We start from the raw sequence: 17,983 nt of genomic DNA on the forward strand, positions 1-17,983 counted from the left end.
ATCCGCCCATGAGAAGCGCCTTCATCGGACTGCTCCTGTCCGGGTATCTGGTTCTCTCGGCCTTCGCCCAGGCGCAGGTGCCCAACGACCCCGAGGCCTTGACGCAATACAGTTTGTACTACGAGTACTACAAAAACAAGGACTACGAAAGCGCGCTTCCCTACATCCGCTGGATGCTCCGCAACCGTCCCCTCTTTCGGGTAGCGGCCTCCGTACCGATTGATCGCAACTGGGAGCGAGCCGTGGAGATCTACGAGGGGGTGGCGATGCTGCAGAAGGACGGAACCCGAAAAAAGGCCTACCTGGACTCCGCCCTGGCCCTGCATGATCAGGTCATCGCGGTGATGAAGCAACACCAGGTCTCCGATTTCGATGAGGCCCGTTGGTACTTAATGCGGGGTAGCTTCTTGCAGCGCCATGCGGCCGAATATCCAGACAGCCAGGGGGCCATCGTGGAATGGTACCTGAAAGCTTTCCGTATGGCTCCGGATCGTACCCCTGCTTATTACGCCTCTTATGTGGCTGCCGAGCTGGTGCGGCAGGGCCGTCAAGAAGAGGCGCTGGCTTTTATGGACGAGGCGGAACCGCACTACAAGGACAACGCAGAGGTAAAGGACTACTTCGATCAGCTCCGCAATCAGCTCCTGCGGCGGCCTGAAGATCGGGTGGCGTTCGTGGAGCGCAAGTTCAGCGAAAACCCAACCAACGTGGACCTGGCGCGCGAGCTTCTGGAGCTGTATCGGCAGCTGGGTATGCGCGACAGAATGCGGGAGCTCGGCAGAAAGCTCCTCACCCTGGAGCCCTCGGCCAGGCTCTATGTGATGCTAGGCCAGTTGGACCTGGAGGACGGCCAGTACGCTCAGGCCCTGCAAGCTTACGAAAAAGCCCTTGCGCTCAACCCCGATGCGGAGACGCGAAAGATCGTCTACTACAACATGGCCCTGGCTAATCAGAGCATGGGGCGCCTGTCCGTGGCTCGCACATATGCGCGCCGGGCTCTGGAGATCGACCCCAACTGGGGCGAACCGTATCTGCTGATCGCCACTTTATACGCCACAGCCGTGCAGAATTGCGGCAAATTTGAGCGTGAAGACCGGGCCGTCTATTGGCTTGTGGACGACTACCTAGAGCGGGCCAAGCGTGATCCCGGCACGGCCGCGCGCGCCAGCCAACTGCAGGCGCAGTACCGGCGTTACTTCCCAACAGCCGAGGACAAATTCTTCAAAGGCTGGAAGGAAGGGGAGCGCTACCTCATTAACTACGGCTGCTACGAGTGGATTAGCGAGGCCACGACAATCCGCTAAGAAATGCGAAGCAGAGTCAGACCATGGGGCCGCACGCGGGCTTGCGCGTCGGCCCCGCTTTCGTTATGTTGCCTCTGCGAGCACTCCAGATGATAGTATGCGCTCCGGTGTTCCCTTTTTCGGGCCCGCTCAGAGCTGGGCAAGACGGCTGGATCGAATCCGCGCCCGCCATTACGCCCGACAGGCCTTGCAAGGGGGGCTCAAGGTCTTAGGCGGAGCCGGGGCCTTGCTTTGGCTTGGCACCTTGGGCGAGGCCCTGCTGTGGACCCCGCCCCTTTTGCGGCAGCTTTTCTGGACGTTGAGCGCGGCCGCGGTGGCCGGATGGCTTTCCTATGGGGTTCTTGTTCCCCTGCTGAGGCGTGCGGGTTGGCTTTCGGCCGTTTCGCTGGAGGAGCTCGCCCGCTGGGTGGGCCGGGTGCAATCCGAGGTGGGGGACCGGCTGGTGAACCTCCTGCAACTAGGCCGCGGAGTGCCCGAAGAGGCCTCAAGAGCGCTTTGGGAGCGGGCCCTGGAGCAGTTGGACGCTCGCTTGCGCGGCGTCCCGATCGAGGCGGCCTTGGATCAGCCGATTTCGGCCCGCAGCTGGGCCGCGGCGCTCATGCCCTGGGCGCTCTATGGGCTCGCCTTAGCCGGGGGACCGGAGCCGTTTTCCCAGGCCGCCTTTAGACTACTGCATCCGTTTGCGGTCTTTGAACGCCCCCAGCCTTTCCGGTGGGTCGTGCAGCCGGCGGATGCCGAGCTGGTGCGCGGATCGCCATTGGCGATCGTGGCCCGGACCGAGGGGGCCATCGCCCCTCGGCGGGCCCTTCTGGAGCTGCGCCCTCTAGGCGTCGTGCGCTCGGACACCGTCTGGCTCAGCGCCGACTCCCTGGGCCGCTTTCGCTACACCGTGCCGGATGTGCGCGCCCCTTTAGCCTATAGGCTCGCCGCCGAGGGAGTGCGCAGCCGCTGGTTTACGGCCGCTGTCGTAGATCGCCCTGTTGTGCGGCAGCTCTCCTTGCGTTTGATCTTCCCCGCCTACATGGCTCTGCCTCCTCAGACGCTAGAGCCCAATGCGGGCGAAATCGTAGCCCCCGTGGGCACACAGGTCCTGTTGGAAGCCCTTACCAACAAGGCCGTTGTGCGGGCTGAAGTGCGCTTCGCCTCAAGCCGCAGCCTGCCGCTGCAAGCGCAGGGCAGCCGGCTTCGGGGCCGCTTCATCGTGCAGCAGGCCGACACGTATTGGATCTGGGCCCAGGATGAACGAGGGCTTTCCACGGTGGACCCGATTCCATATCGGATCCTGCCCGTTCCGGATGAGCCGCCCCAGATCACCGTGCTGAGCCCGGAGGCCGATTTCCGGCTCACCGAAGCCCAACGGGTGCCCCTGCGCGTGCGCATCGCCGATGATCTGGGCTTCCTGGACCTCAGGCTCTACTATAGGCGCAGCGCCTCCTCCTACGGGGAGGCGGATTCGGCCTGGAGGGCACAGGAGCTGCCCATCGAGCGGCCCAAGCCGACGATACAGGAGCTGAGCTGGGACTGGGACCTCAGGCCCCTGGACCTTGTGCCGGGAGACGTGCTGGAGTACTACCTGGAGGTGCGGGACAACGACAGGGTATCCGGCCCCAAGGCGGCCCGGACGGGCTTGCTTACGGTCCGTTTTCCGACGCTAGCGGAACGCTATGCGGCTGCAGATGCGGCGCAACAGGGTTTGGAACAGGCGCTAGAAGCGCTTTTCTCCCGCGCCCAGCGCTTCCAGCAGGCCTACGAGTCTTTTCAGCGGGAGCTTCGGCGCAAAGGAGAACCGAGCTGGGAAGACGAGCGCCGCCTGGAGCAGCTGCGCCAAGAGCAGGAGGCGCTGCAGGAGCAGGCCCTGGAGCTGGCCCAGCAGGCAGCTGCGCTGAGCCAGCATCTGCAGGAGAACCGGCTTGTTTCGCCGGAGACGCTGGCGCGTTTGGAGCAGCTGCGGCAGGTTCTCGAAGAGATCCAGGATCCGGAGTTTCAAGAGGCCCTAAGACGGCTCCAGGAGGCCATGGAGCGCCTGTCTCTGCCCCAGATTCAGCAGCTTCTGGAGCGCGTGCAAATCAACGAGGCTGAGCTTCGGAGGCGGCTGGAGCGCACGTTGGAACTGCTGCGACAGGCTCAGACTTTGCAGCAGCTAGACGAAATCCAACGCCGGGCTGAAGAGCTGGCCCGCACCGAAGAGGCGCTGCGCCGGCAGACGGCCGAAATCGACCCTCGCGACGAAGCCCCACGCCAGCGGTTGGGCCAGGAGCAGGAGCGCGCCGCGGACCGGGCCGAAGCGCTCCGACAGGAGATGAGCCGACTCGAAGAGCGCCTGCGCCAACTGCGCCGCGAACGGGCCGCCGATGAGGTCCAACGCCAGCAGCGCGGCCTGGAATCCGCTCCCGACGAGATGCGCCAAAACGCCGAGGAGCTTCGTCGGGGGAACCTAGACCGGGCGGCTTCGGAGCTGGAACGACTAGAGGAGCGCTTTCGGCAGCTGGCCGAACAGATGGCCCAGCTGAGTCAGCAGCTTCAGGCGCAGCAGCAACAGCTCAACGCGGCGGCCCTGCGGCGGGTTCTGGATGAGGTGCTGGCCCTGTCGCAACGGCAGGAGGCCCTGCGGCGGCAGCTGAATCCGGAGGCGCAATCGGCCTCTCTGCTGCGGGCCCAGGCCCGGGAGCAAGAGCAAATCCGACGCCACTTCTCCCGCGTTGCGGACAGCTTATCGGCCCTGTCGCGCCGCGTGCCGGAGATGAACGAAACCGTGCTAAGGCGTTCCCGAGAGGCCCAGGCCGAGATGGCCCGGGCCATCGAGGCGCTCTCCGAGCTCCGGGCCGCTGAGGCCATCGGCTACCAACGGGGGGCCATGAAGGGGCTCAACGATCTGGCCCTTATGTTGGCCGACGTGCTCGGCCAAGTGCAGGCCGGGCAAGCCGCCGGCATGCTTTCCATGCCCCAGCTGATTGAGCAACTACAACAGATGGCCGAGCAACAGGCCCGACTCAACCAGCAGATCCAAGAGCTGCTCAACCAGTTGCAGCAGGGACGGCTTCCCGTGGACTTACAGCAGCGGCTTGAGCAGATGGCCCTCCAACAAGAGATGATCCGCCGCCAGATCGAACAAATGGCCCGCCAAGAAAGGCGCTCCGGGGCCCGTGAGCTTCTGGGGAACCTGGATCAAATCGCTCGTCAGATGCAGGAGACGATCCGAGAGCTTCTGGAAAACCAGCTGGATCGCCAAACCGTCCGACGCCAGCAGCAGATCCTGCAGCGGCTCTTGGACGCGCAGCGCTCTATTCGGGAGCGCGACGAAGAGCCCCGCCGGCAGGGCCGCACGGCCCAAACGCCTCCGGATCGCGAAACCCCACCTCCGCTTCGGCTGCCGGAGCTGCAAGACCGGCTGCAGCGAGATCTGCTACGGGCCCTTGAAGCGGGATACGCGCCAGATTACGAGGCGCTTATCCGCCGCTACTTTGAACAGCTGCAAAAGCGACCTCCGCGTTAAAGCGCCTCCAGCACCCGCTCCAGACGCGCGCGCACCTCTTGGGCCACTTCGGCCACGGCGGGGTTCTGCACCACCTCCATCATGGCCTCGGGTTCTACGGCGGCCACCGTGACGCGGCCGTCGCGCTCGTATACGACCACGTTACAAGGCAAAAGCAAGCCCAGGTCAAACTCCGCCTGCAGGGCCCGGTAGGCTAGGGGGGGATTGCAGGCGCCCAGGATCAGATAAGGGGGAAAATCTTCCACGCCCAGCTTTTTGCGAAGTGTCGCGGGCACATCGATCTCCGTCAGCACCCCGAAGCCCTCTTGGGCCAGGGCGGCCCGAACCCGCTCTACGGCCTGCTGAAAATCATACGGTACGGTGCGCTTAAGCCCGTAGCGCGTCGACGTATCCAGTAGCGCGTTCATCGTGAGGCCTCCTCAGTTGGGGGTTCTCGCAGGTGTTCGCGCAGCGCGCGCAAGATCGGCTCCAGATCCCGAATGCCCTTGGAAGCGGCTACCTCCTCCAGCGTGCCCCATACGGGCTCTCCGCAGACCACGCAGACGATGCCATGATCCATGAGTACCGGCACAAGCTCCGGATGGTCTCGGACGATGTGCTCTATTGTCGTCTCCGGCCCGATCACGACTGGTCCTCCTCTAATGCGAGCATTTGCAGGAGACGTCGGCACAAATCCTCGGGGGCCTGGTGTCGCAGTTGACGATAGAGCCGGATGGTCTGCCGCAGCGAATCCAAGTAGGCCCGGCATTCCGGGCAGGCCTCCAGGTGTTCACGCAGCCGAGCGCACTCCGGTCGGTCGAGGGCCTCCTCGAAGTGCTCGCAGAGCTGTTCTATGTACTGCCGGCAGCTCATCGACCCTGCTCCCGCATATACGCCACAAGCCGGTTTCGCACATGAGCCCGGGCCCGCTTGAGCCGGCCCTTGGCCGCCCACTCGGTCTGTCCTGTTAAAGCGGCCACCTCCCCAATGGGGAGATCTTCGACGTCCCGCAACAGGAACACAAGCCGGGTCAAGGGCGGAAGCTCCTCCAGCCAGCGGTCCAGCTGCTCCCGAAGCTCATCGGCGAGCACCTGCGCCAGGGGGTTGGTGGCGTTGGTCTGCAGGCTGGCCTGAATCTCCTGAGCGGCCGCCTCGGGGGGGTCTTCTAGCGAAATCAAGCTCGGCCGAAAGCGCCTGAGCCGCATCAGCGCGACGTTGGTCGCGATCCGATACAGCCACGTGTACAGGCTGGAGCGCCCATCGAAGCGGGGTAGCCCCCGATAGGCCTGCAAGAACACCTCCTGTAGCGCATCCTCGGCTTCGGCGCGATTGCGCAGCATCCGGTAAAGCAGATCGTAGAGCCTGTCCTGGTAGGCCTCGACCAGCTCCCGGAACGCCCGACAGTCCCCGGCCCGAAGCCGTTCTAGGAGTTTGGCCTCGTGTTCCGGCCTGCGTTCCATCGGATGCAGGGGCTCACAAAAAGTGTCACCCGGTCAAGATACGCGCCCTCCGTCGCATCCGGCTAGCCGTTAGAAGCGCACAGCCCTGCGCAGCCGCACGGTCCGCGCCTCGGGAAGCTCTACGTAACGGCTACAGGTAACCGTCTGGCCCGGCTCAAGCCTCGGCACGGAAAGCACAAGCTGTCCCACCCGGCGGTTTTGGGCGTCGAAAAGCGAAAAGACGAGCTGAGCATTCGCAATGGGATGCGGGTTGGGGTTTTTGATCCGGCACTCCACGTACCGATCCCCGGCTCGGGTCTGCACCAAGCGCAGCCCTTGCACCTCTAGGCTAGATTCCGCACCGGAGATGCATCCTCCAAGAAGCCCCAGAACCATGAGAAGGGCTATGCAGCGACCCATCAACGCTCTACTCCCAGGAAAACAAAACGTGCTTTCAAACGAATGAAGATCCGATCGGTTCCGTTGCGCCGCATATTTTAAAGCGCAAAAGCGCCCAGAGGAGCCCTTTATTCGGCCTTTCTGGATTGCAACTGAAGCTTTATTGGGTTTAGCTTTTCCGTCAAACCCAGAAAGGTGAGCTATGCCGCAGCACCTCGTAGCTACGCGCCCCTTTACGGGGCTGGATTACTATCAACTGGATGCCCTGCTCTCGGAAGAGGAGCGCATGATCCGAGACACGGTTCGCGAGTGGGTCTCGGAGCGCGTGGTGCCGATTATCGATCAGTGCGCGCAACAGGAGCGCTTTCCGATAGAGCTTGTGCCGGAAATGGCCGAGCTGGGCATTCTGGGGGCCAACTTGCCCGAAGAGTACGGCTGCGCCGGGCTCAACAGCGTCGCCTATGGGCTGATCATGCAGGAGCTTGAGCGGGGCGATTCGGCCATCCGCAGCTTCGCCTCCGTGCAGGGGGCCCTGGTCATGTACCCGATCTACCGATACGGCTCCGAAGAGCAGAAGCGCTACTGGCTTCCCAAGTTGGCCCGTGCCGAGGTGATCGGCTGTTTTGGCCTCACCGAGCCCGATTATGGTTCCAATCCCGGAGGCATGATCACGCGCGCGCGGCGGGATGGCCACCACTGGATCCTCAACGGGGCCAAGATGTGGATCACTAATGGCTCCATCGCCGACCTGGCCGTGGTATGGGCTAGGGACGACGAAGGGGAGATCCGGGGGTTTTTGGTCGAGAAGGGCACCCCGGGTTTCTCCGCGCACACCATGAAGGGCAAATGGTCTCTGCGCGCCTCCGTAACGAGCGAGCTCCTTTTTGAGGACTGCCGGATCCCGCTTAAGAACCAGCTGCCGTACGCGCAGGGGCTAAAGGCTCCGCTTTCCTGCCTGACGCAGGCCCGCTACGGCATCGCCTGGGGGGCGATCGGGGCGGCGATGGACTGCTACGACATAGCGCTCCGGTACGCGCAAGAGCGGACGCAGTTTGACCGCCCGATCGCGAGCTTCCAGCTGATCCAGGAAAAGCTCGTCTTTATGCTTACGGAGATCACCAAGGCCCAGCTGCTGGCCTGGCGACTGGGGCGCATGAAGGACGAGGGCACGATGTCGTATACGCACGTCTCCCTGGCCAAGCGCAACAACGTGGCGATGGCCCTCGAAGTGGCCCGAACGGCCCGGCAGATCCTGGGCGCTAACGGCATCATGGGCGAATACCCCATCATGCGCCATATGATGAATCTTGAGTCCGTGATCACCTACGAGGGCACGCACGAGATCCACACGCTCATTTTGGGCGCCGATATCACGGGCTTTCCTGCCTTTAAATAAAAACCCGGGGTCGGGAGTCCGGCTCCCGACCCCGGCCGAAAGAAGTCCGCTTCGGCTCTAAAACGCCCATCGAATCCCCAACTGCGCCGTCCGAGGGGTGCCCACCAAAATACCCCGGCTGCGGTCGACGATGTAAAGCGCATCCGTTAGGTTTTTGACCGCACCGCTTAAGCTCAGCCCCCGAATCGGCGTGCGGTACTCAAGCGCGAGGTTCCAAAGCCAATAGGCCGGAATCAGGCCCTGCCGGCCGTTGGGGGTGGGCTCGAGTGTGTTGAGATCATCGGAGAACTGGGCGCTTACGTGCGAAAACTCAAGCCCCAGCTGCAAGGCGCTTCGGAGCGCAACCCACAGGCCGGCCTCCAGAAGGTGTTCAGGCGCATACGGCAGCCGGTTGCCCGTGATGCGCACGCGCGGGTTCAAGATGCTATAGCGCTCGCCTACGTACTGGGCCACCGGTAGGTACGTATAGGCCAGATGAGCCGAGACGGGGGCCAGGGCCGCGCCCAAGAGCGCGCCCGAAAGCCGTGCTGAAAGCTCTAGACCGGCATGCCGGGTGCGCCCGGCGTTCGTGAGCACACTCGTTATCCCTCCGGCCAGGGAGGCGGGGATGATCTGGTTTTCGAAGTCCAACCTGAAGGCCGTAAGCTCAAATCGCAACCTTTCGGTCCGCTGGTAGCGCAATCCGAGCTCTGCGTTCCAGCTTAGCTCCGGATCCAGCTCCACGCTTAGCCCTTCATTGGTGATCGCGTCCTCGACCCGGGGCGGGGCAAAGCCCCGATGCAGGCCGACAAAGATCGTCCAGCCCGAGGCCGGCGCATACGTCAGGCCCATTCCGGGCACAAAGGCCCACAGGCGCGCGCGGCCGCTTGATCCCAAACCCCGGTTGCCGAGCTGGTTGACGCGGCGATACCGGACGGCCTCCAGGCGCGCCCCCAACGTCAGGACCCAGTCGCTCCACAGGATGCGATCCTGCAGGAATCCGGAATAAGCCCACGCGTAGCGGTCGTTGTCCTCCACGATCGTTCCCGTGCGCGCCCCTGGAGCGTCGCCCCGGATCTGATAGCGGTGCTGAAATTCCTGATGATACCGCAGGCCCAGATCCAGTTCGTGCCGTAAGGCCATCGTGCGTCCGCTGTGATGCAAGCGCAGCTCCTGGCCCAAGACCTCATAGTGCCGCAGCCGGCCGTCGTTGCGGTTCGGGCTCGGTATAACCCGCACGCCCGGATAGTTACCCGGATCGGCGGAGTTATCCTCCGTCACCCACTGGCCGTTTCGCCACACGAGCGTGCCCTGGCGCCACCAGTGCCGATCGATCACGTACCCGTAGCTGTTGCTGAGCACCATCCAGCGGCCCCCCAGGGGTTGCTGATAAGCCAGGTGCGCGCCCAAACGCTTGACCCGGAAGTTATCGTCTCGAAAGGGGTTCTGATATGGGTTCTCCTCAAATTGAGCCTGCGTTAGGCCCGGATAGGTCACCTGCGAGTTCTCCCAATAGGCGTTGAGCTTGAGCACGACACGCCCGAGCCCGTCGGTGCGCTGCACAGCTTTGACCGTAAGATCGGTTATCCGGCTAAAGGTGTGCTCGCGGTTGAGCCGCCCGCGCCTGTGCAGCACGTCGAGCAGAAACCCGCTAGCCCCCCCGGCCCAGGTGCCGCCATACGTAAAGTGGGCGTTCGCGTAGGCGCGCGTGCCACCCGAAAGACGCAGCTGCCCGCCCAAAGGGCCCTCGGGCAGGCGCGTAAGATAATTGATCACGCCGCCGATCGTCTGCGGTCCATACAGGATCTGAGCAGCCCCTTTGAGCACTTCAATCGAGGCAAACCGATCTAGAGGGGGATGATAGTACGTGGCCGGATCCCCGTAAGGGGCCAGCGTAAAGGGGACCCCGTCCTCCAGGAGCAAGACTTTGGTGCTGCGCGTAGGCGGGAGGCCCCGAACCCCGATGTTCGGACGCAACCCGAAGCCCTCCTCCGGCCGCACATACAGACCGGGCACGGTGCGCAGCACCTCCTCCAGACTTATCGGCTGCAGCGCCGCTATCCACCGGGCCGAAACCAGGGTGCCGGAGCCCGCAACGGCCCGAAGGGCCGACTCCGCATCTCCGATGATCGTAACAACCGGCAGGGCTTGACCCTGCAAAACGGGCTTGGGTAGGCTGTCGGAGACGACGAGCAGACCTAACAAGAATCCCAGCGCCGCCATGTGGGTGTGCTCCTTGTTTCTTATTTAGACTCAATCCAAATTAGTAAACGCAAAGGTAACCTTTCTGGCCGTGCGGCGCAACCGGTGCGGGCTGGCTCGTTTGCGGATGCGTCGGGTGTGGTCTTCGCTTGATCGAGTAGCGCTCGTTCTGCTAGCTTGTGCCGGCTTCAGGGAAGGAGGGCGGTCATGGTCGCTTTGCTGTTTTGGTTTCTGGTGCCCGTCTGGGCGTGGGCGCAGACGACCACGGTCGTTTTGGAGGGTCGGGTCTACGGCGCCGAGGGCCGGCCCTTGCCGAATGCCGAAGTCCTGGTTGTGCACAAGGAGACGGGCCAGCAGCGGGGGGCGGTGACGGATTCCGAGGGCCGTTATCGGATCCTGGGGCTCGCCCCGGGGCTATACGACGTCATGGCCCGGCATTTGGGGTACCGGACCGAAACGCGTCTGGATGTGCAGCTCGTCCTGGGCCAGCGCGCCGTATTGGACTTCAGCCTTCGGCCCGAGGCCGTGCAGGTCGGCCAAGTTGAGGTCGTGGGCCAGCGCGTGGGCTCCTTTGAGGTGCGGCGCGTGGACGTCTCGATACCCGTGTTGCGCCAGGAGATCCTCAACTTGCCCCTGGATACGCGCAACACGATGAACCTGGCCGCGATCGCCCCGGGGATCCGCACCTACGCCACGATCGGCGGTCGGTCTCTGCCCTCGGCCGGGGCTGTACCGGATCTGCGCTTCATCAACTTGTACGTCGACGGATCGGAGTGGAAGAGCCTTTTTAATGGCAACATCGTGGGCATCCCCCAGACGGGCTCTCCGTTGCCCCCAGAGGCGCTGCAGGAGTTTCGCGTGTACCTGAACTCCTATGACGCGGAATACGCGCGCGGGGGCGCCTATATCATCAGCGCCATTACGCAGCGCGGCACAAATGCGCTCGAAGGTTCGGCCTTCCTCTACTACCAAAACAAAGCCTTGCAGGACATCAACGACTACCAGCGCCAACTGCGCGCCCAGGGCACCTTCAAGCGGCCGGATTTTTACAACCGGCAGCAGGTGGGCCTGAACCTGCGGGGTCCGATAGTGCGGGATCGGCTCTTCTTCGCCCTAAACTACGAGCTGGGCCGCACGATCAACGCCGTCGAGGTCAGCCCGGGAAGGCCGGCTTACAACCCCGATCTGTGGAGGGCGTATGCCGGCTGGTTCCCCTCGCCCTTTTACAATCACACGGGCGTGCTGCGCCTTACGTATCTGCTCAACGGCCGGCACACGCTGGACGCCACTTGGGCGAGCCGGTATCACGAAAACGAATCCTTTTTCGGCGGCACCGTGGCCCGCGATGCGGGCTTGCGGGCCCGGTATTTCATCAACTCCGTGCAGCTGCGCAACACCTGGATCCCGCGAGCGGATTTCATGAACGAGCTCACGTTGCATTTCCTGTCCTGGTATCACAACGAATCCCCTCTGGTGCCGGGCCCTACGCTACAGTATCCGAGCCTGCTCGTACGGGGCCGCAACAACCTGTTCCCGCTTGTGATTTTGGAGCAGTACTTTCGACTCACCAACAAGGCCACGTACGTGGCCCAACACAGCAGCGGTCAGCACACGCTCAAGGCCGGTCTGGAGCTGACGCGCGTCGTATCCGAGCCGTACCGAACGGCCTTTCGCGACGGATTTTTCGTCTTCGCCACGGACACAAGCCGCCTGCCCCGGCAGGCCACGATCGCCGTGGGCTACACGGACCCCAACTCGGACGTCGACGCCCGGGTGCGCCAGAGCGGGTGGGTGGTGGGCGCTTACCTGAACGACCAGTGGCAGCCCACGCCGCGTCTAATCCTGAACGTCGGCCTGCGCTATGATGCGGACATCCACACGCTCAATCAGCGCTTCCGGGCCCCGTGGGCGCAAGATCCCGAGCTTTTGAGCAAGATCCCGGAGTACCTCAATACGGGAGACCGCAAAAACGACCTCGACAACTTCTCCCCCCGGCTTTCCCTCTCTTGGGACGCCCTGGGAACGGGCCGGACGTTTTTGCGCGGGGGCTTCGGGGTCATGTACGATCGGGTGCCCAACTTCATGGCCTTCAACGAAAAACAGGCCGCCACCTGGCGCACGTACACGTTCCTCAATCCGGGCACCCTGGACGTGGCCGTCCTGCGCCAGCGCGTGCTTCAGGGGCAAGCGCCGGCGGGCACGCTGTCGATTACGGTCATCAAAGACCGCATGCGCACCCCGGAGATCTGGCAGTACTCGATCGGACTGGGCCATCAGCTGAGCCCCGAGCTGGCCCTGAACGTCGATTACACCGACCAGCGGGCCCGCAATCTGTATGTGCAGCTTAACCTCAACCCCTTGAAGCCCAGCACGCGCACTCGACGCCTGACAAGCCGCTACGGCGACATCCTGGCTTGGGACGATTTCGGCCGGGCCCGCTATCGGGCCTTCATCGCTAGCCTTACCTACCAGAGCCGACCTGTGCGGTTGAACCTCGCCTATACGCTGGGTTGGGCTCAGGCGGATTTCGACGGGGTCACGCCCCCGGCCTATCCGGAGCGCAGCTCGTATCGGCTGCAGCGCCTGGCCGGCGAGGAGCGCCACCGGCTTGTGCTTTCCGGCATCGGCCGACTGCCCTATGGCTTTCAGCTCTCTGGCATCGTGATCCTGGCCAGCCCGCGGCCCTTTGGCGTGATCGACGGTCGGGATCTAAACGACAACAACACTACCGTCGACGACTGGCCCGACGGGGTGCGCACCATGATGCCGCCGGCGGAGTGGGCCTACTGGTATCGGACCGTGGACCTGCGCCTGTCTTGGTCCCGTCCGTACCGGGGAGCCCGCCTTACGCTGAGCGCCGAGGTCTTTAACCTCTTCAACTGGACCAACTACTCGGGCTTTTTCGGCACCCGCTACGATCAGCGCGGAAACCCGCTGGCCAACTTCGGCCAGCCCAACGGCACCTTCGCCCCCCGGCAAGGGCAACTCGGGCTGCGCGTAGAGTTTTAAGAGACGATTTTGGGGAAAAGGGAAGGGCCGCCTCATGTGGCGGCCCTCCTTATTGTGCCCAGGAGAGGACTCGAACCTCCACGGGCTTACGCCCACTACACCCTGAATGTAGCGCGTCTACCAATTCCGCCACCTGGGCACGACGCGGTAAACTTACAAAGCCCAGGGGAGGGCTGTCAAGAACGAATGCGTTTGCGCTCGGCTCAGGCTCGGTCGTATACTGCAGCGCTTTTTCCGGTCTCATCGCTTTTGCGCGTAGGGAGCTCACGGATGGGGCGCGGACGCCCACTGGTGATCCCGTGGCAGGATGATCTACAGACCTTTGTGGTTCTGTTTCGCCATGAGCGCGATCCGGACATGCGGGCCCGACTGCAGGCCCTTATGCTGTTGCGTCAGGGGCGCACGCTCGCCGAGGTAAGCTTAGTGGTTGGGGTCCACTACCGAACGCTGCAGCGGTGGGTGAGCTGGTACCGAGATGGGGGCTTACAGGAGCTACGGCTGCACAAGCAGGGGGGAGGAAAGGGCCGGCCGCCGCGCCTAAACGCGGAGCAGCTTGCGGAGCTCATCCAGCACGCCCGCCGCCAGGGTTTCAGCTCCTGGAAGGAGGCCGCCCTCTGGGTAGAGCATCGCTTTGGGGTGTGTTATACGTACTGGGGCATGCGCTCGCTATTTCGGCGCCACCGGTTGCGCCTGCGCCGCGGCCCTTCCTAAGCCCATCGAGCGAAGGCCTGTTGGGCCGCCTCCCGCAGGGCCCGTACGGCCTGCTCCGGATCGGCCTGCGCGAAGACGCTGTGGCCGGCCACGAGCACATCGGCCCCCGCCTCCACCAGGTGCGGGGCGTTCCGCGGGTCCACGCCCCCGTCTACGAGCACCAATGGGGCCACGCCCAGGGCGCGGCAGAGCTCGCGCAGCCGGCGCAGCCGCTCGTAGGTGCGGGGTAGCAGGCTCTGACCCCCAAAGCCCGGATCGACGGACATGAGCAGCACCGCGTCCACCTCGGGCAGGATCTCCTCGAGCGCCCCCAGCGGCGTGGCCGGATTGATCGCCACCCCCGCGCGCAAGCCCAGCTCGCGGATGCGCGTTACGGTCCGGTGTAGGTGCACGCAGGCCTCCACGTGCACGTGTATCTGAAAGGCCCCGGCCCGGGCGAAGACCTCCAGGTACCGGTCCGGATCCGCGATCATGAGGTGCACATCGAGCGGGAGCGCCGAGATGCGCCGCAGGGCCTCCAACAGCATAGGGCCGAAGCTGATGTTTGGCACGAAGTGCCCGTCCATGACGTCGCAGTGCAGCCAGTCGGCCCCTCCGGCCTCGACGGCGCGCACGACCTCAGCCAGCCGCGCAAGATCGGCGCTCAGCACAGAGGGGGCTATGCGGACTTTAGCGGCCATCGCGCTCTGCTCCGGCGCGGGGTCGGGAGACGATCAAGTTCACCTCGGCGCCCTCTAGCAGGGACTCCCCCGCGGGAGGAAGCTGGCGGATCACCCTGTTGGCAGGGGCATCGGGCTGCTCTTCGAAGCTGATGAGCCCCACCCGAAGCCCAGCCCCCTGTAGCACCTGCGTGGCCTCCGTCAGCTCCAGCCCCACCACGTTGGGCACGACCACGGTGCTATCGCCTAGACCGCTGCTGACGACCAGGTTCACCGGCGAGCCGCGGGGAACGCGGCTCAGAGGCGGCGGCGACTGATCGATGACCGTGTTCCGAAAAGGCGAGTTGACGTAGGTGATCTCCCCCACGCTCAGGCCGTAGTTTTCGATCTGCAGCCGGGCGTTGCGCAGCGACACCCCCTTGAGGTTGGGCACCGTGGCCATGGGCACTTCGCCGCTGTTGACCGTAAGGTAGATGCGCCTGCCCGGTTTGACCTCGGACCCGGGTGCGGGGGCCTGGTTGAGCACGTGATCGCGCGGGAAGTCCGGATCGTAGCGCACTTCGATAAGCTCGGCCCGCAGCCCGTAGGCCTTAAGCTTCTGCAGCGCGTCTTGAACGGCTAAGCCCACGACCGCAGGCACGCGCACCGATACGCGCTGCCGCGTATACCAGGGCATAAGCACGGTGTCCAGCAGCAGCACGAAAAGCAGAAGCCCGGCCCCGACGCCCAGGGCTCGCTTCCAGGGCAGTTTGTGAGCGCCTTTTTTCATGGTGCGTCCACCGGCAGGCCCACGGTTGAACGATGCGGCTCCGGTTCAGTTTCCCGGGCTAGCCTCCCAAAGAGCGCCGCGTAGGCCGAGGCGGCCTGCTCCAGCGTGTAGCGTGCCTCAAAAAGGGCCCGGGCCCGGGCGCCCAGCTCGGCTCGCCAGCTTGGTTGGGCCCGCAGCTGGCGCACGGCCTCAGCTAAGGCCGCGCTTGCGCCGTAGTCGAAGGCCAGCCCGCAGCCGGCCTCTTCGACGATGCGCCGCAGTTCAGATCCCCGCTCGGCCACTACGAGCACCGGCGAGCCCACAGCCAGGGCCGAGTAGAGCTTCGAGGGAAACGAAAGCCCCTCAACGCCCGGCGCGATCGTAACGCAGGAGACGTCTCCGGCCCCGAGCGAATACGGCAGCACGCTTCGGGGCTGATACGGAAGAAAGCGCACGTTTTCCAGGCCGCGCCGCCGCACCTCGGCCTCCAGGGCCGGCCGCTTGCCGCCCTCCCCGATAAAGAGCAATAGATACGCCGGATCCTCCCGCAGCAGGGCCATCGCCTCCAGGAGCGTTTCGTATTCGTAGCCCAGGCCCAGGTTGCCCGAATACAGGAGCACGAAGTGCCGCTCCAGGCCGTGCTCGCGCACGAACGGGTTGGCCTCCTTCGGGATGGGGCGCAAAAAGGCACCGTCGGCCCAGTTGGGGATTACGCTCGTGCGGCCGCGCACCTCCGGGTAGCGCTCCTCTAGAAAGCGCTCGGCCGCCTGGCAGAGCACCACCGTATGCCGGCAGCCGCGGTACAGGGAGCGGTTTACGGCCTCCCAGATCCGATACAGGGCCGAGCCCCGCGGCAGGGCCCCAAAGCGCACGGCCAGTTCCGGATAGGCGTCGTGCAGTTGGACCACGTAGCGATGCGGCTTAAGCCCTTGGCAGAGCCTCCCGGCCCACGCCAAAAACGGGGGGTTGGTGCCGTACAGGAAGAGCGTCCGGCGGTGCTCGGCCCTCCGTAGACGCAGCAGCCGCGCCAGAACGGCTAAAAAGAAGGTTACGTCGTTGAGCACGCGGCCGCCCAAGCGGTCCTTCGATAGGCGTGTGGCACGGATCCGCTCGATGCGCACGCCCTCGATCGTCTCTCGGGCCGGAACCGAGAGCGCGCGCCCGCGGGCGCTATAGGCCGGATAGCCGCACCAGACCGTAACGGAAAAACCGCGCCGGGCAAGCGCCGCGGCCAGCTCAAAGAGCAGCTGGCCTGTGGAGGAGTCATCCGGATAGAAGTACCGGTTGACGAAGCACAAGTGAACCGATGTCGAGCTCTCCGCGGACACAAAGCGAAGATACGCCGGTCCAGCGCAAGCCGCCAAGCCGGCTGGTTTGACAAACCCCCCTGCTTGGGTGTACCTTTGCGGACGTTCTAGGTATGCGGAAGCGGTAAACATGTACGCGCTAGTAGACATTCAGGGTCATCAGGTCCGCGTAGAGCCCAAGGCCCGTTTGCTTGTGCCCCGGCTCAAGCTGGAGCCAGGCGCCGAGGTGAGCTTTGATCGCGTGCTTTTGATCGCCGACGACTCCGGGCAGGTCCGGGTGGGAACGCCCCATGTAGAGGGCGCCTCCGTTCGGGCCCGTGTGCTGGGCGAGGTCCGGGATCGCAAGGTGATCGTCTTCAAGAAGCGGCGCCGCGAAGGCTACCGCGTAAAGCGGGGGCATCGGCAGCGTTATACCGAGATCGAGATCACGAGCCTAGAGGCGTAGGAGGCGGCCATGGCGCATAAAAAGGGCATGGGCAGCACCCGAAACGGCCGCGATAGCATCAGCAAGCGGCTGGGGGTGAAGGCTTTTGGCGGGCAGTTTGTGACGGCCGGCAGCATACTGGTTCGCCAGCGGGGCACGAAGTTTCATCCTGGCCGCAACGTGGGCCGCGGCGGCGACGATACGCTCTTCGCCCTCATCGACGGTCAGGTGCGTTTTAGCCGCGGCGCCAAAGATCGGACCTTTGTGCACGTAGATCCGCTCTGACGAAAGCCTTTCTCGTATGCAAGCAAGGCCGGCCTCCCTTGGAGGCCGGCTTTTTTGCCTCGAGTTCGCTGTAAAGCTAAATTACAGCCGAGACATCTCCGGCTTGTAAAGAGGGGGGCTCTTTGAGCAAGCCTGTTTCTGTGCAAGCCAAGGCTTTAAAGCAACTTAGCTTTTGGGAGGAGCAACAGCCTAGGATGCGGCTCTCGGATTTAGAAAATTGGCTCTGGGACGCTGCCTGCGCAATCCGGGGGCCAGTGGATGCGCCAAAGTTTAAAGACTACATCCTGCCGCTGGTCTTCCTCAAGCGCCTCTCGGACGTCTTCGAGGACGAGCTTCATCGCCTCTCCGAGGAGTTCGGCAGTACGGAAGTGGCGCAGCGTCTCGTGGAAGAGGAGCGCGCGCACGGGAAGATCACCTTAGTGCGCTTCTACATCCCCGAAAATGCCCGCTGGGAGGCGATCCGCCGCCGCGCGACCAGTGGGCTGGGGCAATACCTCACCGATGCTGTCCGCGCGGTGGCACGGGAAAACCCGATGCTCTCCGGCGTGATCGACATGGTGGACTTCAACGCCACTGCTGCCGGGCAGCGCATCGTGCCCGACGAATACTTGGCTCGGCTCATTGATGTGCTCTCGCGCCACCGCTTGGG

17 protein-coding genes and 1 tRNA gene are annotated in these 17,983 nt (G+C 64.1%); 8 read left to right on the forward strand and 10 right to left on the reverse strand.

Annotation, left to right across the window (positions count from 1 at the left end):
- The first annotated feature begins 8 nt into the window (after positions 1-8).
- Together NZ993_04735 and NZ993_04740 are read left to right on the forward strand one after the other, a co-directional pair.
- Entirely contained in the window at positions 9-1,304 is a 1,296-nt protein-coding gene (locus NZ993_04735; protein MCS7155098.1) for a tetratricopeptide repeat protein, read from the forward strand.
- Positions 1,305-1,401: 97 nt separating this feature from the next.
- Positions 1,402-4,797 carry a chromosome partitioning protein ParA gene (locus tag NZ993_04740; protein MCS7155099.1) on the forward strand — a complete coding sequence of 1,132 codons (3,396 nt, stop codon included), beginning with the start codon at positions 1,402-1,404 and terminating at the stop codon, positions 4,795-4,797.
- Here NZ993_04740 and NZ993_04745 read toward each other — a convergent pair.
- The 5 genes from NZ993_04745 to NZ993_04765 all read right to left on the reverse strand — a co-directional run bounded on the left by NZ993_04745 (position 4,794) and on the right by NZ993_04765 (position 6,635).
- Positions 4,794-5,204, reverse strand: a complete 411-nt coding sequence (locus NZ993_04745; protein ID MCS7155100.1) for a DUF302 domain-containing protein — start codon at positions 5,202-5,204, stop codon at positions 4,794-4,796. The two genes, NZ993_04740 and NZ993_04745, sit on opposite strands and share 4 nt — an antisense overlap.
- Positions 5,201-5,422 carry a DUF1858 domain-containing protein gene (locus tag NZ993_04750; protein MCS7155101.1) on the reverse strand — a complete coding sequence of 74 codons (222 nt, stop codon included), beginning with the start codon at positions 5,420-5,422 and terminating at the stop codon, positions 5,201-5,203. Before NZ993_04750 ends, NZ993_04745 begins: the two co-directional genes overlap by 4 nt.
- Positions 5,419-5,649: a zf-HC2 domain-containing protein gene (locus NZ993_04755; protein ID MCS7155102.1), complete on the reverse strand. Its 231-nt coding sequence runs from the start codon at positions 5,647-5,649 to the stop codon at positions 5,419-5,421. Before NZ993_04755 ends, NZ993_04750 begins: the two co-directional genes overlap by 4 nt.
- Positions 5,646-6,236, reverse strand: coding sequence for a sigma-70 family RNA polymerase sigma factor (locus NZ993_04760; protein ID MCS7155103.1), 591 nt, complete (start codon positions 6,234-6,236; stop codon positions 5,646-5,648). Before NZ993_04760 ends, NZ993_04755 begins: the two co-directional genes overlap by 4 nt.
- A 69-nt stretch (positions 6,237-6,305) precedes the next feature.
- Positions 6,306-6,635 carry an FxLYD domain-containing protein gene (locus NZ993_04765; GenBank protein MCS7155104.1) on the reverse strand — a complete coding sequence of 110 codons (330 nt, stop codon included), beginning with the start codon at positions 6,633-6,635 and terminating at the stop codon, positions 6,306-6,308.
- 181 nt (positions 6,636-6,816) lie between these two features.
- Here NZ993_04765 and NZ993_04770 point away from each other — a divergent pair, with 181 nt between their 5' ends.
- Positions 6,817-8,010, forward strand: a complete 1,194-nt coding sequence (locus tag NZ993_04770) for an acyl-CoA dehydrogenase family protein (protein ID MCS7155105.1) — start codon at positions 6,817-6,819, stop codon at positions 8,008-8,010.
- 57 nt (positions 8,011-8,067) lie between these two features.
- Here NZ993_04770 and NZ993_04775 read toward each other — a convergent pair whose 3' ends face one another.
- Entirely contained in the window at positions 8,068-10,212 is a 2,145-nt protein-coding gene (locus NZ993_04775) for a TonB-dependent receptor (GenBank protein MCS7155106.1), read from the reverse strand.
- Between the two features lie 186 nt (positions 10,213-10,398).
- On the opposite strand from NZ993_04775, the gene NZ993_04780 reads away from it, so the two are divergent.
- Positions 10,399-13,200: a TonB-dependent receptor gene (locus NZ993_04780; protein MCS7155107.1), complete on the forward strand. Its 2,802-nt coding sequence runs from the start codon at positions 10,399-10,401 to the stop codon at positions 13,198-13,200.
- A 55-nt stretch (positions 13,201-13,255) separates the two neighbouring features.
- Here the strand turns inward: NZ993_04780 and NZ993_04785 are convergent.
- A tRNA-Leu gene (locus NZ993_04785) sits at positions 13,256-13,339 on the reverse strand.
- Positions 13,340-13,470: 131 nt separating this feature from the next.
- Here NZ993_04785 and NZ993_04790 point away from each other — a divergent pair.
- On the forward strand, positions 13,471-13,911 hold the full coding sequence (locus NZ993_04790) for a helix-turn-helix domain-containing protein (GenBank protein MCS7155108.1): 441 nt from the start codon (positions 13,471-13,473) through the stop codon (positions 13,909-13,911).
- On the opposite strand, the gene rpe is transcribed toward NZ993_04790, so the two are convergent.
- The 3 genes from rpe to NZ993_04805 are packed head-to-tail and all read right to left on the reverse strand — an operon-like array spanning position 13,908 to position 16,646.
- Positions 13,908-14,591: a ribulose-phosphate 3-epimerase gene (gene rpe / locus NZ993_04795; GenBank protein MCS7155109.1), complete on the reverse strand. Its 684-nt coding sequence runs from the start codon at positions 14,589-14,591 to the stop codon at positions 13,908-13,910. The genes NZ993_04790 and rpe overlap by 4 nt on opposite strands.
- Positions 14,581-15,339, reverse strand: coding sequence for a PASTA domain-containing protein (locus tag NZ993_04800; GenBank protein MCS7155110.1), 759 nt, complete (start codon positions 15,337-15,339; stop codon positions 14,581-14,583). Before NZ993_04800 ends, rpe begins: the two co-directional genes overlap by 11 nt.
- Positions 15,336-16,646: a glycosyltransferase family 4 protein gene (locus NZ993_04805; GenBank protein MCS7155111.1), complete on the reverse strand. Its 1,311-nt coding sequence runs from the start codon at positions 16,644-16,646 to the stop codon at positions 15,336-15,338. Before NZ993_04805 ends, NZ993_04800 begins: the two co-directional genes overlap by 4 nt.
- Positions 16,647-16,755: 109 nt before the next feature.
- On the opposite strand from NZ993_04805, the gene rplU reads away from it, so the two are divergent.
- From rplU to NZ993_04820, 3 genes are all read left to right on the forward strand, one after another.
- Positions 16,756-17,070 (forward strand): 50S ribosomal protein L21, encoded by a 315-nt coding sequence (gene rplU, locus NZ993_04810; GenBank protein ID MCS7155112.1) that lies wholly within the window; start codon positions 16,756-16,758, stop codon positions 17,068-17,070.
- Between the two features lie 9 nt (positions 17,071-17,079).
- Entirely contained in the window at positions 17,080-17,334 is a 255-nt protein-coding gene (rpmA, locus tag NZ993_04815) for a 50S ribosomal protein L27 (protein ID MCS7155113.1), read from the forward strand.
- Positions 17,335-17,528: 194 nt separating this feature from the next.
- A partial coding sequence (locus NZ993_04820) for a type I restriction-modification system subunit M N-terminal domain-containing protein (protein MCS7155114.1) occupies positions 17,529-17,983 on the forward strand: 455 nt, incomplete at its 3' end.

Source organism: Bacteroidota bacterium (assembly GCA_025059945.1).
GTDB lineage: Bacteria > Bacteroidota > Rhodothermia > JANXDC01 > JANXDC01 > JANXDC01.